The sequence below is a fragment of the Fictibacillus sp. B-59209 genome (genome assembly GCF_036216745.1).
Taxonomy (GTDB): domain Bacteria; phylum Bacillota; class Bacilli; order Bacillales; family Fictibacillaceae; genus Fictibacillus_C; species Fictibacillus_C marinisediminis.
Map to the genome: position 1 here is coordinate 26,968 of NZ_JARMMC010000020.1, position 14,278 is coordinate 41,245.

The window sequence follows — 14,278 nt, forward strand, 5'->3', positions numbered from 1 at the left end:
AGTACATTTTCTTTTCTTATTGCACGGCTTGTATTGATGGAAGATCGATAAAATTAACTTGGTTTTTACCTGATTTTTTTGAAAGATATAACGCCTGATCTGCCAGCTTCATCACATCTTCAATATCTTCACCGTTCATGGGCCAAACTGCACCGCCAATGCTGCAGCCGATTGTTAAACTGTTTCCATTGAACATAAAACGTTCATTAAGCACACTGATGATCCTGCTCCCGATCCGCTTCCCTTCCTCAATCGGTTCACCTGATGAAGATTCGATGAGAAGAACAAATTCATCTCCTCCCAATCTGGCGACATACTCACCTTTCCTCAGGCTCCGTTTTAACCGTTTTCCTACCTCCTTCAGAAGTTCATCGCCGATATGATGGCCGTATGTATCATTGACATACTTAAAGCCATCTAAATCCATAAACAGAAGAGTGAAATACCCGTCAGCAACCACCCTTGCACTCCGGATAGCCTGTTCAACCTGCAAATAAAGGGAGAGGCGGTTCGGCAGTCCAGTCAATGCATCGTTATGCGCCAGATCTTCCATTCTGCCAAGCTCTGATTCTGTTTCACTTAATGAAGCAACAAGATTTCGAAGGGAAGACGAAAGAACCTCAATGTCCTTTATCCCTCTCACTTGCGGAATCTCTACTTTATTTCCTTTACGAAGTTCATAGGCTGCGTTTGTAATTTGCTGCAGCGGACCTGCAATTTTTCCTGCGAGCAGCCAGCCGGCAATTGCGAACAGCACTGAACAAATACCTCCAAAAAACAAGATAAAGGACTGGAGGTTTTTTGCAGGAATAAATGCAGCATCTTCCGGTTGCCTGACAATGATAGCCCAACCGAGACCTTGATAGTCCAAATGACCCTGTCCCAATGCATAACCGGTTAAATAAGTTTTTCCATCCGGCCATCTCTCAAGGTTCCAATTATTTTTCTTTTGCTGTGCCTGTTTTACACTTTTAAGATGCAATGGTTTTCCAAGCAAATGCTTTGGACCGAGAAGGATCGTGTTCTGTTTGGCGCTGACAATGAAAATTTCAGTATTGCCCCTCACACTTTTCATGGGCTGCAATACAGTATCCCGGATCTCTTTTGACCACTCCCAGCTCAGGTGTGCGGCCAATACCCCTTTGAAATCGCCGTTTTTCCCATATACAGGTGTGCTGATATCCACGAACTGCACCGGCTCACCGGACGGATTAGGAAGCAGCTTTGCCAGAAGAACCGCATCATGGACATCTCCTATGAAAGGAGCCTTTTTCGCTCGCTGGAATACAGGGCGTTCCTCAATGTTTTTACCTTTTAAAATTCCTTGTGTGGATGCGATGACATTGCCTTTTTTATCAGTCAGACCAACCCATGAAAACGAGGGAATGCTGTCATGCAGACGATTTAGCATTTTTTCAATGCTTTCCGGGTGCTGCTTCTGTTCTTTAAGCTGATCGAGTTCACTCAGCACTTTAATCTCACCATAACGCGACCACATAAAGTAATCCAGCTTATCAGCCATCTGATAGGCGTTCTGTGACAGCGTTTCTCCAATTTCCTTTTTAATATCAGCTCCCGACCTCTTGCTGATGGTGATGCTTAAAATGCCCGACAAAATAAAAATCAAAATAGCAATTGTTAGTGCGACTAGTGTTCTTAGCTTAATAGACAACTTGGTTTGCTCACTTTCTACAACAAGTAAAATACTATTCTAATATCGGCAGAAAATCTTTTTGTTGCAGTTTCTTCACGTAATTTCTATGGATTAGCCTACAGCAAATTTGGGCAAAAATGAAACTAAACTGAAGTAGAGCCGTATAGTTAGGAAAGGAGTTGATTTTTCATGTTAAAAAAATTATTGAAATCATTACTTGGCGGAAGCCACAAACGATACAGCAGCAGTGATTATCATAAACATTCATATAAGAAGTTCAGCAGCAGCGACCATGGGAAAAAACATTACGGAAAAAGCCATGGTCATTCTTATTACAAAGGAAAACGCAGAAAAAGCGGCTTCTTCAGCAGCTGATATCCATGATGTTTCATTGGGCAAAGGATCTTTATCGGCTGATCCTAGACCGGCCGCTTAAGCCGGGCACTATCCTATTTGGCCGTTATCGGATCAATAAAATGCTAGGCATGGGGAGTTACGGAATTACTTATACAGCTTTAGATAAGGATTCCGGAAAAACAGTGGCGGTTAAGCAGCTGAGGAAAACAAAGGCTTGGACAAAAGCTGGCCGGCAATTCTTTGAGCGGGAGACGGGAATTCATAAGCAGCTAAAATGTCCTTCCATCCCTTCTGTTCATCAAGCAGGGCAGGATAAACGGGGCCGGTTCATTGTTATGGATTATGTTTCCGGAAAAACGTTTGAGGATTTAATTTTTGAAGAGGGCATTCGCTATACGGAGGTGGAAGCTCTTGCCGTTTTGAAAGAGGTGCTGATCATTATCAGTTCCTTCCATGAAAAAGGAATCGTTCATCGGGATCTCCGTATTCCCAATATTATTTCGGACCATGGAAAATTGCACATTATCGATTTCGGTCTTGCTTGCAGGCTTTACAGAAAACAAGAACACCATAATCAGCGCAAGACAGTTAATAATCTGATGCGAGAGGTATCTGTCGAAAGTGACTTTTATGCTCTTGGCCACTTTCTCCTGTTTCTGCTCTATTCGAATTATGAACCTGATACAAAGAAAGAAAAAAGCTGGGAGGAAGAGCTTACATTGTCTCCGGAAGTCCACAGACTGATAAGAAGACTGCTTCAGATCGACGAGAGCTTCAGGTCTGCAGTAGAAATCATTGATGAAATAAGCTTTCTGCTGCCCGAAAACAAACATGAAATGAAAACGATATAAATAAAGGAGAACTGGTCTCAGTTCTCCTTTTCTCTCTGTTCACTTTCTTCCAATCCTTGAATAATTTAGTGTGACGTTTAAATGACAGGAGGGTTCATATGCTTCCTCTTTTTGATGATCAGCACCATCATTGCGGATGGCTTGATCATGGGAGAATACTTGATTTATACGGGCGAGTTGCCGTAGCTGTGCCGGCTGTACCAGGGGTCCCTGCCGTTCCTGCTGTTCCTGCGGTGCCTTTCACGACGGCTCCTCATCCTCCCGTGCCATTATCCTTTTCTTCTCCTTATTCATTTCCGCATTATTCATCACCGTACTATTCACCCTACCCATCTCCTTACTCCTACTCCATCTCCTATCCGTTTCCGCCATGGCCGCCATTATCCTTTCCAGGCTGGCTCACTCCCTATTGATTGCTGCTGATTGCAATGAGAGCTCCATTCGCTTTGTTGTTTCGAGTTCTACGATTTCACCCGATGTTACGGGAATGGCACGGCGAAACAGCGGTCCACTGTATACGTAACTGTGGTATTCGCCCGCCTCCCCCATCGGACAGATGCCGGTTTCTTGAATATCGTTTAAGAACTTAGCGTCTATTTCTCTTCCCAGCCACTTCTCTTCAAGATGCGCGTTGGATACTCTAATAATTTTAGCTTTATATCCAGACTCAACGAAATTTTTCAATGCTGAAGGTGCTTCTTCTTTTTTCATCCATAGCGGGTAAACGGCTTCGAGACCCGTTTGTTCGGCAACGTTTTCGCCCCATTGTCTGTGTTCATCCAAATACAGGTCACCGAAAGCCACTCCATCCAATTTGTATTTTTGTTTGAAGGATTTTAGCTCTGATATAAAATTAGCTGTGTATGACTCGAAAGAACACGGAATCCATTCAAGCGGAATGCCGAGTGCATCAGCCTGGGCCAAAATGAGTTCTGTTCTCTCTCCATGTCCAAACGTTCGGCCGATTTCTTTCGGAAGGGTCGTCATTAGACATGCCACTTCTTCTCCTTGTTTCACAAGCTGATCAAGCACCAAGCACGCATCCTTTCCTCCACTCCATGAGAGCGCCCATCTTTTAGCCATTATGATTCCTCCTCTATTATTTGGAAAACTATTCCTTAATTAACTGATATCGTATATAATTTGAAAAAAATCTAAAAAGGGGGCTGTCCTGTATGAGTGATTCCTGTTTTATATGCAACAAGCACAAAGGTACGATAAACACAGCCGGAAAAATGATTTTCGAAGATGATTATGTATACATCGGACATATCGATAAAGGCTGCAACCCGGCTTATCTCGGCTATGTCATGATTGATTTAAAGCGCCATGTGCCTACATTGGCTGATATGAACCTGGAAGAAGCAAAGTCTTTTGGGATGGCCATGGCAAGGATCAGCAAAGCCCTCAAAAAAAGCGAAGGAGCCGAACACATTTACGCCCGTGTTTCCGGACATGGTGTTCCTCATCTTCACATGCATCTTACTCCCCGCTATCCCGGGACACCTGAAGAGTACTGGGGGCCATGGGAAGTATTAGACTGGGAGAACGCTCCGTACGGCACCGGAGAAGAAGTCGATGCGGTGTGCGAGAGGCTGAGAGCACATATGGAGATGGATTATGAAACAGTTAATGAATGAAATAAACTGGGTCGGCAGCTCTCATACTTATATTGATCAGCCTGATATCTCTTCCCTTCATCATATCACGGTCGGAAGATATGGTGGAAACTCTCTTTCTGGTGCCAATAAGAATGAAGACGGATGCCTCGTATGGGCTTGCGGAAAGGGAGATTGGGAGTTTGCCGTCATCCTGGATGCCCATTATAGTGCAGAGAGTGCCCAGCTTGTCGTTGAAGAGCTGGAAGCTGAAAAAGAGCGGTTGCTTGAAGCGGTCAGACTTCAGGCACCTGATTGTTTTACAGAGGTGGAGTCACGCATAGTTTCGTTGTTTAAGAGCGCTGAATTTCGCGGGAAGTGCCAAAGGGTAAAAGGTGAAACCGCCTGCCTGATCGCGTTCCGCAAAGAAAATTATGTGTGGTGGCTTTCAATCGGCGATTGCGTGCTCTATCTGTTCCATCCTGAACTTGCGGACTTTAAGCAGTATCAATTGAATCAGCGGAACTTTTATGAGTGGATCGGGAAGGTGAATACGTTTGAATTGCCTGTTCCTAGTTACAGCTCAGGTGTGCGTGAGCTTCGCAAAGGAAAAACCGTACTGCTTCTTGCTACGGATGGGATGATTGAGTGCCCTGATGCTGGTTTTGAGGATGCGCAGAAGGTGTATCGTCAGTTTGCTGATGACAGCATGGTGGAGGAAGGTGTACAGCGGCTTCTGCATTTGGTGGAGACTCATCATTGCCGCGACAGTGCCACATTGATAGCCTGGACAGTACATAACACAGAAGAAGGAAGCGAACCGAGCGACGGTCGCGTTCCGCCAGAGCTGAGAAAAGAATAAAAGAACGTAAAAAACGCGAAAACGCGGTGCCAAATAGTATGGCATCGCGTTTTTTTATTTCGGGTGTCATATTTCGGGTGTCAGGCACCTTCTTTTGACACTTGTGTAATGCCGGTGCCTTGCACCGTCATTCGGTCCTTGCTCATGAGGAAGACGAACAGGAAGGCAACCGCTGCCGGAATAAGTGCCCACATGAAGGTATGGACGATGGAGCCGGACAAGGCGGCGGTGATCTTTTCCAGTATTGGCGCTGGAATCGCCGCCCTAGCCTGTTCAGAAAGAATCTGTCGGGCATCGCCTGCTCCGCTGCCCGGCATCGTTCCTCCCATTCCTTTAAATGTTTCCTTGAGCAGTGATGCCAGGTCGCTCCTCTGAATCGTACCGAAGATGGTAATTCCGAGCGTCATGCCGAGTGAACGGATAAAGTTGCTCGTTGATGTAGCGGATCCCCTCTGATGCATGCCGAAATTATGGATAGCGGCCATGCTGAGAACCGAGAAGGAGAATCCTACTCCAAGGCCGACGACGATCATGTACAGCGTTAGTACCAGTCTGCTTGTATCCGGCGTGATCGTGCTCAATAAAGCAAATCCAGCAATCATGATGACTCCAGAAAGGAACATGATGCTGCGATAACTCATTTTAGAAGTAAGGAAGCCTCCGACCTGTGCTGTAACCACAGAACCCAGCATCATCGGCAGCAGGATCAGCCCTGAGTTGGTCGCTGTTCCACCGTACACGCCTTGAACAAAAATAGGAATATAAACGGTAGCAGCCATGAAAGTAGCACCATAAAAGAACGCGACAACAGTGCTCCCCGCAAACAAGCGGTTCTGAAACATTTTAAAGGAGATGATCGGTTCTTCCGCTTTTCGTTCAACTCCCAGGAACAGCAGGAACAGGATAGTAAAGCCGGCAAACAGACTGATGATCTGCCAAGAGTCCCAATCAAACTTCTGACCGCCGAGCTCCAGCGCAAACATAAGGCAAACAACTGCTCCAATCAGCGTAACAGCTCCGAGCCAGTCAATTTTTTGCTTCGTATGAACGTGTGATTCTTTGTAGAATAAGCCAACGAATACTAACGCAAGGATTCCGAGCGGCAGGTTAATGTAGAAAACCCAATGCCAGCTGATGTTATCGGTGATATAAGCTCCCAAAAGGGGACCGAAAATGCTGGAAAGCCCGAAGACCGCTCCAAACAGTCCGCCCATCTTTCCTCGCTTTTCTGGAGGAAAGATATCAAAAACAATGGTAAACGCTATCGGAATCAAAGCTCCTCCGCCAATCCCCTGAATCGCCCGGTAGATGCCGAGCTGAAGAATGCTGTCGGCCGTTCCGCATAGTGAAGAACCTGCCATAAACAGAATCAGTCCAAAAATAAAGAATCGTTTTCTGCCGTACATATCCGACAGCTTCCCGAAGATCGGCATTCCTGCCATTTCAGCTACCATGTAAGCAGAGACAACCCATACAAAGCTTTCAAGGCCGCCCAGATCACCCACGATCGTTCCCATCGCAGTAACAACAATCGTGTTATCCATCGATGCCATCAGGATGGCAAGCAGCAGCCCCGTTACTACAAATCCTAACCTGCTCCTTTTTTGACTCATTTTAATTCTCCCTATACACGTTTTAATTTTTCAATCCCTTATAAAACCCGGCCTTATTGTTATATGCCGCCGAATGTGCTTCATGAACCATTCCTTGTGGTGCCTTTTATTGCGGTTATAGCTGTACCTCTGCTAAACTATTTTTCCGTCACATTCTTCATACACGCTTTTTATACGTTCTCATTGCAAAGACATAAGCCACTATCATAATTCCAACGCACCACGCAAGAGCAATCCATATATCATTACCCACTGGCTGACTTGACAACAACGCACGAATGGATTCCACTATCGAGGTTACCGGCTGATTTTCGGCAAAGGCGCGAACTGCCGACGGCATCGACTTGGTTGGTACAAACGCTGAACTGATAAATGGCAGGAAGATTAGAGGATAGGAAAAGGCGCTTACACCGTCCACCGATTTTGCGGACAGTCCGGAAATCGCCGCGATCCAAGTCAGGGCAAGCGTAAACAGTGCGAGTATACCGGCTACAGCGAGCCATGACAGCACCCCGGCCGATGATCGAAAGCCAATAATGAGCGCTACGAGAATGATTACGACTACAGAAATGGCATTGGATACCAGCGAGGTTAGCACGTGCCCCCACAACACGGTGGAACGTGCAATCGGCATGGAGTGGAACCTCTCAAATATGCCCCTTTGCTTATCTAAAAACAGGCGGTAAGCCGTATAAGATATACCACTCGCAATCGCTATCAGCAATATGCCGGGCATCAGGTAGTTCACATAATTATCCGTACCGGTTTGGATTGCACCGCCAAACACATAGACGAACAGCAGCAATAATGCAATCGGCGTGATGCTGACCGTAATGATGGTGTCCATGCTTCGCAAAATATGGCGCATGGAACGTCCAAGCATAACACCCATGTCGCTGAAAAAATGTGAATTCATTGTTACTTTTCCTCCTTTTTATTGATGTTTGCGAGGAAGATCTCTTCCAATGAAGGTTGTTTTTCCACATACTCCACCTTTGCAGGTGGAAATAGCTTTTTCAGTTCCTCAAGCGTGCCGTTGGCAATAATCCTGCCCTCATGCAAAATGGCAATTCTATCTGCAAGCTGTTCAGCCTCCTCCAAATACTGAGTGGTCAAGAATACAGTCGTACCGCTCTCAGCAAGTTCTTTGACGACCTTCCAAACCTCGATGCGCCCCTCGGGGTCCAGTCCGGTAGTCGGTTCGTCGAGGAAAATAATCTGCGGTTTTCCCACAAGGCTCATGGCGATATCCAGCCTGCGGCGCATGCCGCCTGAATAAGTAGACGTCCTGCGATCAGCGGCCTCCAGCAAACTGAACCGTTTTAGCAGCTCATCCGCTACTTGGCGTGGATGTTTAAGGTGCCGCAGTTTGGCAATCATGATCAGATTTTCCCGCCCTGTCAAAACCTCATCCACAGCGGCGAATTGCCCGGTCAGGCTGATTGACTGCCGCACTTCATCGTCCTTTGACACAACCTCGAATCCGTTTACGAAGGCAGTCCCTCCATCCGGTTTCAGCAGCGTGGTGAGGATTTTGACAATCGTTGTCTTACCTGCACCGTTGGAGCCAAGCAGAGCAAAAATATCTCCCTTTTCCACCTCGAAATCTACACTCTTAAGGACCTGAAGCTTCTTGAAGGATTTTTGCAAACCTTTTACTTGAATGGACTTGTTTGGCATATTCTTCTCCTCCTTATATAACAGTAACCTTTGATAAATCTGCTTCCTTGCCTTTTAGCGCTGCATAGGCAGTTTATCCATCATTGCGCCATCAAAACAGATGGATTTAATAGCACGGTAATATTTCTTAAACAAGGTAATCCTCGAAATGAAAGACACATTTTTGAGTGTTGCGCCTCTAAACGAAACTTCTTTTATCGCTGCCTTTTCAAGGGTTCCCATACCCGCTTCGGAGAAGCAGTTTCATTCATATTCCTCCTGGCTCCTGGCGACTGCCTTCAAATTTTTATCCTCTTAATCTATTTTCCGGTGTTCTTTAACCGACGATCCAGAAAGAGCCTTAAACTCTTCATAGTACTCAACCAATCCAATTTCACAGCCAGAACCGATCCGTACGAATTTCCCCCGCACCACATCAGCCGTTGTATTTTCCAGAAAGATATCATCACCTTCAATGGTCTTAGCTTCAAGATATCCTTCATTTTTCATGAAAGGCAGGAAGGCTCCTTTCTTTTGGACACGAATTGTTTCTCCGCCCATCTCTTGAACATGGCTCGTGCTGTACCTCAGCTTGACGTCAATAACATCTGCATTCAACAGGCCCGAAACCTCAAAAAGGCCGCTTGATACAAATTCCTCCGCTTCAAGATCCCCTTTAACAATTATACTGCCCTTGAGGTCCACCTTATCCCCGGTAAATCTTCCGGCAACCTCCACCGTTCCTAGGATCTTTGTGTTTTCGATCTTTGCTGATTCTCCGATTGAAAGCGTTCCAAGTACTTTCATGTTTCGCGCGTCCAAATTCTTTTTCACTTCGGTCTCGCCAAAAATTTCAAAAACCTCCGCTTTGGCGTTCCCGGACACCTCACTCGATCCGTATGTTTTAAAAAGGGCACATTCAAAATCGTCAGTAATGGTTCCCTCTCCCATAATTTTCACTTTATTGTACAAGCCTCCCGATGCGCTTCCTGAACCGTTCATCATAAGGTTATTTGCTTTCGCCATTGTAATCCTCCTTCCGTTTGCGGTTATATTTTTTTGATTTCTCTTACCTTTGCGTTATCATCCTGATGGAGTGTCCCTTGGTATTCAACCAAATCAATTTCGCAATCAGGGCCTATCGTAACATTGTTCCCCCGAACGACATCCGCCTTTGTGCTTTCAAGCTCAAGGTCATCGCCTTCAATTAATTTTACTGTCAGCTTGACAGGGAAAAAGGCTTTGAAAAGATGAAAGAAACGCCCCTTTTTTCCTTTTACTTTAATGGACTGGCCACCCATTTCGGTTACAGAGCTATCACCGTAAAGTCTGATATCAATATGATCCGCACTCAAGAGGCCTCCGATGGTAAACTGGCCGTCCGCTTTAAAGGTTTCAGCTTCACAATCGTTTGCAATTGTTGCTTTTCCATTGATCTTGATTTCATCGGCTTTAAGGCTGCCCCCAATTTTTCCTGAACCTGATAATTTCATTTTGTTGGTTAGGCTGACGCTATCGGACACTGAGCCGTGCCCTTCAATGGCAAAATCGTTTCCCTCCACTGCACCTTTAACTTTTCCGCTTCCGCTGATTTTTGCATCTTGCATTTTTAAATGACCATGTACAGTTCCCGACCCATTGCACTCAAACCGGACACATTCAATACTGCCGTTCACAATGCCTCTGCCATTCAGTTTGACCTGCTCGAAATGTCCGCCATTCGATGATCCGTATCCATTGATGGTGAGATTTCCTTTGATCCCGCTTTGCATAATCATCCTCCATTACAAATTTGTTTTTAGCTCTTCTACACAGCTCGTTACGGAAAGCCTAACTGTCACCTTTGATCCCTGGTCAACCATTATACTTTCTGCTCCTGACAGCAGCAGGCATGAAGTAACGCCAAGCTTTCGGATAAACAAAAGTTCGTATTTGCTCTTGCTGAGTGAACCTCGGGCTTCCTTAAGAACTTGAAGGAGCATCTTTCCTTCGTCGAGACTGATGTCTCCGGAAGTCAGCAGCTTATCTAAGATAAACACTTCCAGCAGTTCATCAAACTGAAACTGCTCGATATTTCCATTTTCATTCAAATACAGATCAAGGACCGCTTTCGAAACAATGTTTCGCTGCAGCAGTTCTTCTTTAGTGATTTTGGTTTCCGTTTTTACGGAAGGTGAGAACCGTTCAGCAAGTTCATCGAGCGAAAGCGTTTCCTTCATCGATTGAATCTTGTCGATCCGTTCCAGCACTTTATCCTTCGGGAAGAATGTTTCTTGCCCTGTAAACGTTGATTTACGCACAAACCACTCTTCAGGAATGAGGTTTTTCCTTTTCCAGCGGTACAGCTGTCCATAAGAAATTCCAGCCAAATCCAACAGGTCTTTTTTTGATATCAGTTCATTGATCAAGTTACCGGCTCCTTTCTCTTCTGATATCAATGTAACATAACACTGTTACGTTTGTAAATACAGTATATGTAAATTTATTTTATTGGTGCCAGGCACCGGCTTTTGACACTTGTGTAATCGCAGTGCCTGGCACCAAAAACAACAAAAAGCGGCAGAACATGATATTCTGCCGCTACCCTATTTTTTCATTAAGTTACAACTGTTCTTTAGCTTCCTGCTGCTTTGTTTTGCTCAAGAGCGGCTGGCTTGATCTGGATCTTTCTTTGGCCATCTTTTTCTTCTGGCACATCCAGCGTTGAAAGATTCCAGTGACCTGGCAGTGCCCCCTCCAGCTCTTTTACATCTTCAGCACTCATTTTCAGTGAAACAATGCCCTCTTCACTGACTTCCAATCCATGGCCATCCTTGAAACCAAAGCGTATCTTCAAATAGTTCCTCAATCCATTGATCGTCAGGAATTTAAATTCGTAGCCATGATAGATCGCTTCTTTTACTTCTTCTTCATGCTGTTCAGCATACGAAAACATGTACTCCCAATCCAAGTTTTCTCCCGCTGGCCGTAAGGCTTTCACATCTTTTTCTTTCAGTGCGCGAAACAGTGTTTCGTTATCCAGCCCGGCTGCTCTGGAAAGTTCTATTCTTAGACCAGCAGGCATCGGCAGCCTGGATATTGTTTTTTTCAATGTGATACCCCCTACTAGAAATAATTTATGAATGCAGACCGTCTTTAAAATATTCGGCTAACGTTTGCTGAAGCGTACCTTTAGTTGCCGCGTGCTCATCAAACGAAACATCCAAATGAATCATTTTCCTGACGAGTTCCGCACGCAGACCCGTAATGACCGCCTCACATCCCATCAATGAAACGCCGCTCAGTACTCTTTGAAAATGGTGGATCACATCAATATCCATATCTGTAATGGCTGATAGATCCATAATTAACGTTCGTATTTTTAAATTCGAAATGTCCGTTAATACTTTTTCTTCAATGGTATGCACACGGTATACATCAATAACCCCGATTAAAGGAAGAACCGCTATATGAGGATTGATCGGTATAATAGGAACCGATAAATGCTCAACCATTTTTCGCTGAGCGTTGATTAATTCATCTTTATAAGCCGAATAGCTTATGAAAAAACTATTAAGAAATTTATCGATGCCGTCATTGATCCGCTTCTCCATCTGAAAAAACGTTTCTCTATAGTCTGAAATGCTGAGTCCATATGTGTTCTGTTGATCATATTCAAACAGATAGTGCCACAGCGTCCTTCTAATTGCATGTACCCACTCCAGTTTAAGAGTAAGGGTTAAAGAATGCTTTGCCCAAGCCACCCCCTCTTGCTGAGCAAAGGAAGTAAGTTCAGTTTCTTTCCTTTCCACGACATACGTTACCAGCTTCTCAGCGTTTTTCAAAAGATCAATATTTCCTGATTGTAAAATATCATTTATTTTCGGGGCGACTTCTACAGCCTCGGATAACAGCTTATTTTGAAAATCTTCTCTGTGCAGGATGATAAAGTCAGTAATCTTCTTTTGCTCATACTGTTCCATTAGTATTTTCTCCTTCCAAGGATAAGAAATGTTCTCTTTTCTCATTCTTGTAATATAAAAGTATTCCCTTTATTTTTAGGGCATCCTTGCAAAAATTGTCTAAACGAAGAGGTGTCGCCTAAACATTTAAAAAGCTGGTCCGGCTTGTCGTTTTTGCCTGTGCGGAACCAGCTCTCGTTCTCTTTCTATTTTGTTACAGCAGCCTCTTCTTTCTTTGCTGCTTCCTTCAAAAAGGTCAATGATGCAGCTCCCAATGTATTGGCCGCAACGAGCATGGCTCTTTCATCAATGTTAAATTTCGGGTGATGATGAGGGTACGTTTCACTCTTGCTTTCATCCTGTGCACCTGTATAGAAGAACGTTCCCTTCACATGCTCCAGAAAATAGGCGAAGTCCTCGCCGCCCATTTGCGGCTCACCTTCAACAACCTTTGTAACGCCAGGAACATCCTTTGCAATCCTTGCTATAAAATCAGTTTCTTCTTTATGGTTGACGACTGGTGGATATCCGCGCTTGTAGGACAGGCTATAGCCCGCATCAGCAGACATGCACGTTCCTTTCACAACTCGTTCAATTTCCCGCTCCATCAATGCCCTGACATCTTCTTTAAACGTACGGACAGTGCCTGTAATTTTAGCTGTATCCGCAATAACGTTAAAGGCGTTGATCGCTTCAAAAGCGCCAACTGACAGGACGGCTGCCTCCAGCGGATTGACACGGCGGCTGACAAGCTGCTGCAGGTTCATAACAAGCTGTGAACCTATTACCACCGCATCTTTTGTAAGGTGAGGCTGTGCACCGTGGCCTCCTTTTCCTTGGATAACAATATCAAACTTATCGGCCGCTGCCATAAAAGGACCTATCCGGTGTTCAATGCAGCCGAACGGTGCAACCGCCCAAAGATGGGTGCCAAAAATAACGTCTACGCCATCCAGGCAACCATCCTCAATCATGGCAATCGCCCCTCCAGGAGCAAGTTCTTCCGCATGCTGATGGATAAAAACGATCGTTCCTTCGAGCTCATCCTTCAGGCTGTTCAGCACTTTAGCCAGGACAAGCAATGTGGCAGTATGACCGTCATGTCCGCAGGCATGCATGACACCATCGACTTTCGATTTGTATTCCACATCATTTTCTTCTTGAATCGGCAGTGCATCAAAATCCGCACGAAGAGCTACCGTTTTGCCAGGCTTGCCGCCACGAAGCACAGCAACGACTCCTCTTCCCCCGACATTTCTGCGTACTTCGTGTCCCAACGCTTCATGATAGGCTGCGATATATTTCGGTGTTTCTACTTCTTCAAACGAAAGCTCGGGATTTTCATGCAGATGCCGGCGGATCTTCACCATTTCTGGATACAATTCTTTTAATCGGTCATATAATTTTTCCACTTCTGCTCATCTCCCGTTATTTTTTTATCCAGTGAATCAATCACGACTTCAATAGCGTTCAGCAGTGTTTCCTTAGGCCATCCGGAAATGGACCGGTCGTTCACAGCCAGCTCATAGGACGGAGGAACATGAATGAAGCCGCAGGTATATCGAGATTTGATTTTTCCAAGTGATGCAGCATACTTGTACATGACATTATTACAAAGGTAGGCACCTGCAGTATTCGATAGTTCTGCAGGAATACCTCTTTTATTTAAAATTTTCGCAAATTTTCTGACGGGAAGAGTCGAAAAAATGGCCGCTGGTCCTCCATCGATAATCGGCATGCCAG

17 protein-coding genes and 1 pseudogene are annotated in these 14,278 nt (G+C 45.0%); 5 read left to right on the plus strand and 13 right to left on the minus strand.

Annotation, left to right across the window (positions count from 1 at the left end):
- Positions 1 to 16 precede the first annotated feature (16 nt).
- Positions 17 to 1,672 carry a diguanylate cyclase domain-containing protein gene (locus tag P4361_RS16515; RefSeq protein WP_328090123.1) on the minus strand — a complete coding sequence of 552 codons (1,656 nt, stop codon included), beginning with the start codon at positions 1,670 to 1,672 and terminating at the stop codon, positions 17 to 19.
- Between the two features lie 171 nt (positions 1,673 to 1,843).
- Between P4361_RS16515 and P4361_RS16520 the strand changes: the two genes are divergently transcribed.
- The 3 genes from P4361_RS16520 (at position 1,844) to P4361_RS16530 (ending at position 3,275) form a co-directional block, all read left to right on the plus strand.
- Positions 1,844 to 2,029 carry a hypothetical protein gene (locus P4361_RS16520; RefSeq protein WP_053355340.1) on the plus strand — a complete coding sequence of 62 codons (186 nt, stop codon included), beginning with the start codon at positions 1,844 to 1,846 and terminating at the stop codon, positions 2,027 to 2,029.
- A 5-nt stretch (positions 2,030 to 2,034) separates the two neighbouring features.
- Positions 2,035 to 2,862 (plus strand): serine/threonine-protein kinase, encoded by an 828-nt coding sequence (locus P4361_RS16525; RefSeq protein ID WP_328090124.1) that lies wholly within the window; start codon positions 2,035 to 2,037, stop codon positions 2,860 to 2,862.
- A 98-nt stretch (positions 2,863 to 2,960) separates the two neighbouring features.
- Complete coding sequence (locus P4361_RS16530) at positions 2,961 to 3,275, plus strand: hypothetical protein (protein ID WP_053355341.1); 315 nt, start codon at positions 2,961 to 2,963, stop codon at positions 3,273 to 3,275.
- Here P4361_RS16530 and P4361_RS16535 read toward each other — a convergent pair.
- Positions 3,262 to 3,945, minus strand: coding sequence for a diphthine--ammonia ligase (locus P4361_RS16535; RefSeq protein WP_328090125.1), 684 nt, complete (start codon positions 3,943 to 3,945; stop codon positions 3,262 to 3,264). The two genes, P4361_RS16530 and P4361_RS16535, sit on opposite strands and share 14 nt — an antisense overlap.
- A 92-nt stretch (positions 3,946 to 4,037) precedes the next feature.
- Between P4361_RS16535 and P4361_RS16540 the strand changes: the two genes are divergently transcribed.
- Together P4361_RS16540 and P4361_RS16545 are read left to right on the plus strand one after the other, a co-directional pair.
- A complete protein-coding gene (locus P4361_RS16540; protein WP_053355343.1) occupies positions 4,038 to 4,502 on the plus strand; it encodes an HIT family protein in 465 nt (154 codons plus the stop codon).
- Positions 4,483 to 5,322 (plus strand): protein phosphatase 2C domain-containing protein, encoded by an 840-nt coding sequence (locus P4361_RS16545; protein WP_328090126.1) that lies wholly within the window; start codon positions 4,483 to 4,485, stop codon positions 5,320 to 5,322. Before P4361_RS16540 ends, P4361_RS16545 begins: the two co-directional genes overlap by 20 nt.
- 80 nt (positions 5,323 to 5,402) lie before the next feature.
- Here P4361_RS16545 and P4361_RS16550 read toward each other — a convergent pair whose 3' ends face one another.
- The 11 genes and pseudogenes from P4361_RS16550 to P4361_RS16600 all read right to left on the minus strand — a co-directional run bounded on the left by P4361_RS16550 (position 5,403) and on the right by P4361_RS16600 (position 14,273).
- Positions 5,403 to 6,935, minus strand: a complete 1,533-nt coding sequence (locus P4361_RS16550; RefSeq protein WP_328090127.1) for an MDR family MFS transporter — start codon at positions 6,933 to 6,935, stop codon at positions 5,403 to 5,405.
- Positions 6,936 to 7,092: 157 nt separating this feature from the next.
- Positions 7,093 to 7,851 (minus strand): ABC transporter permease, encoded by a 759-nt coding sequence (locus tag P4361_RS16555; protein ID WP_328090128.1) that lies wholly within the window; start codon positions 7,849 to 7,851, stop codon positions 7,093 to 7,095.
- 2 nt (positions 7,852 to 7,853) lie between these two features.
- A complete protein-coding gene (locus P4361_RS16560; RefSeq protein ID WP_328090130.1) occupies positions 7,854 to 8,615 on the minus strand; it encodes an ABC transporter ATP-binding protein in 762 nt (253 codons plus the stop codon).
- A gap of 13 nt (positions 8,616 to 8,628) precedes the next feature.
- Positions 8,629 to 8,825 (minus strand): annotated as a pseudogene (locus P4361_RS16565) (pentapeptide repeat-containing protein); the annotation flags it as partial.
- Positions 8,826 to 8,909: 84 nt separating this feature from the next.
- Positions 8,910 to 9,620, minus strand: a complete 711-nt coding sequence (locus tag P4361_RS16570; RefSeq protein WP_091007190.1) for a cytoplasmic protein — start codon at positions 9,618 to 9,620, stop codon at positions 8,910 to 8,912.
- Positions 9,621 to 9,643: 23 nt separating this feature from the next.
- Positions 9,644 to 10,366, minus strand: coding sequence for a polymer-forming cytoskeletal protein (locus P4361_RS16575; RefSeq protein WP_265408272.1), 723 nt, complete (start codon positions 10,364 to 10,366; stop codon positions 9,644 to 9,646).
- A gap of 12 nt (positions 10,367 to 10,378) precedes the next feature.
- On the minus strand, positions 10,379 to 11,002 hold the full coding sequence (locus P4361_RS16580) for a YhbD family protein (protein WP_091007195.1): 624 nt from the start codon (positions 11,000 to 11,002) through the stop codon (positions 10,379 to 10,381).
- Positions 11,003 to 11,208: 206 nt separating this feature from the next.
- A complete protein-coding gene (locus P4361_RS16585; RefSeq protein ID WP_328090132.1) occupies positions 11,209 to 11,685 on the minus strand; it encodes a hypothetical protein in 477 nt (158 codons plus the stop codon).
- Between the two features lie 25 nt (positions 11,686 to 11,710).
- Positions 11,711 to 12,556, minus strand: a complete 846-nt coding sequence (locus P4361_RS16590; protein WP_328090133.1) for an STAS domain-containing protein — start codon at positions 12,554 to 12,556, stop codon at positions 11,711 to 11,713.
- A gap of 185 nt (positions 12,557 to 12,741) precedes the next feature.
- Positions 12,742 to 13,947 (minus strand): M20 family metallopeptidase, encoded by a 1,206-nt coding sequence (locus tag P4361_RS16595; protein WP_328090134.1) that lies wholly within the window; start codon positions 13,945 to 13,947, stop codon positions 12,742 to 12,744.
- On the minus strand, positions 13,923 to 14,273 hold the full coding sequence (locus P4361_RS16600) for a hypothetical protein (protein WP_328090135.1): 351 nt from the start codon (positions 14,271 to 14,273) through the stop codon (positions 13,923 to 13,925). The genes P4361_RS16595 and P4361_RS16600 overlap by 25 nt, the downstream gene beginning before the upstream one ends.
- Positions 14,274 to 14,278: the final 5 nt, after the last annotated feature.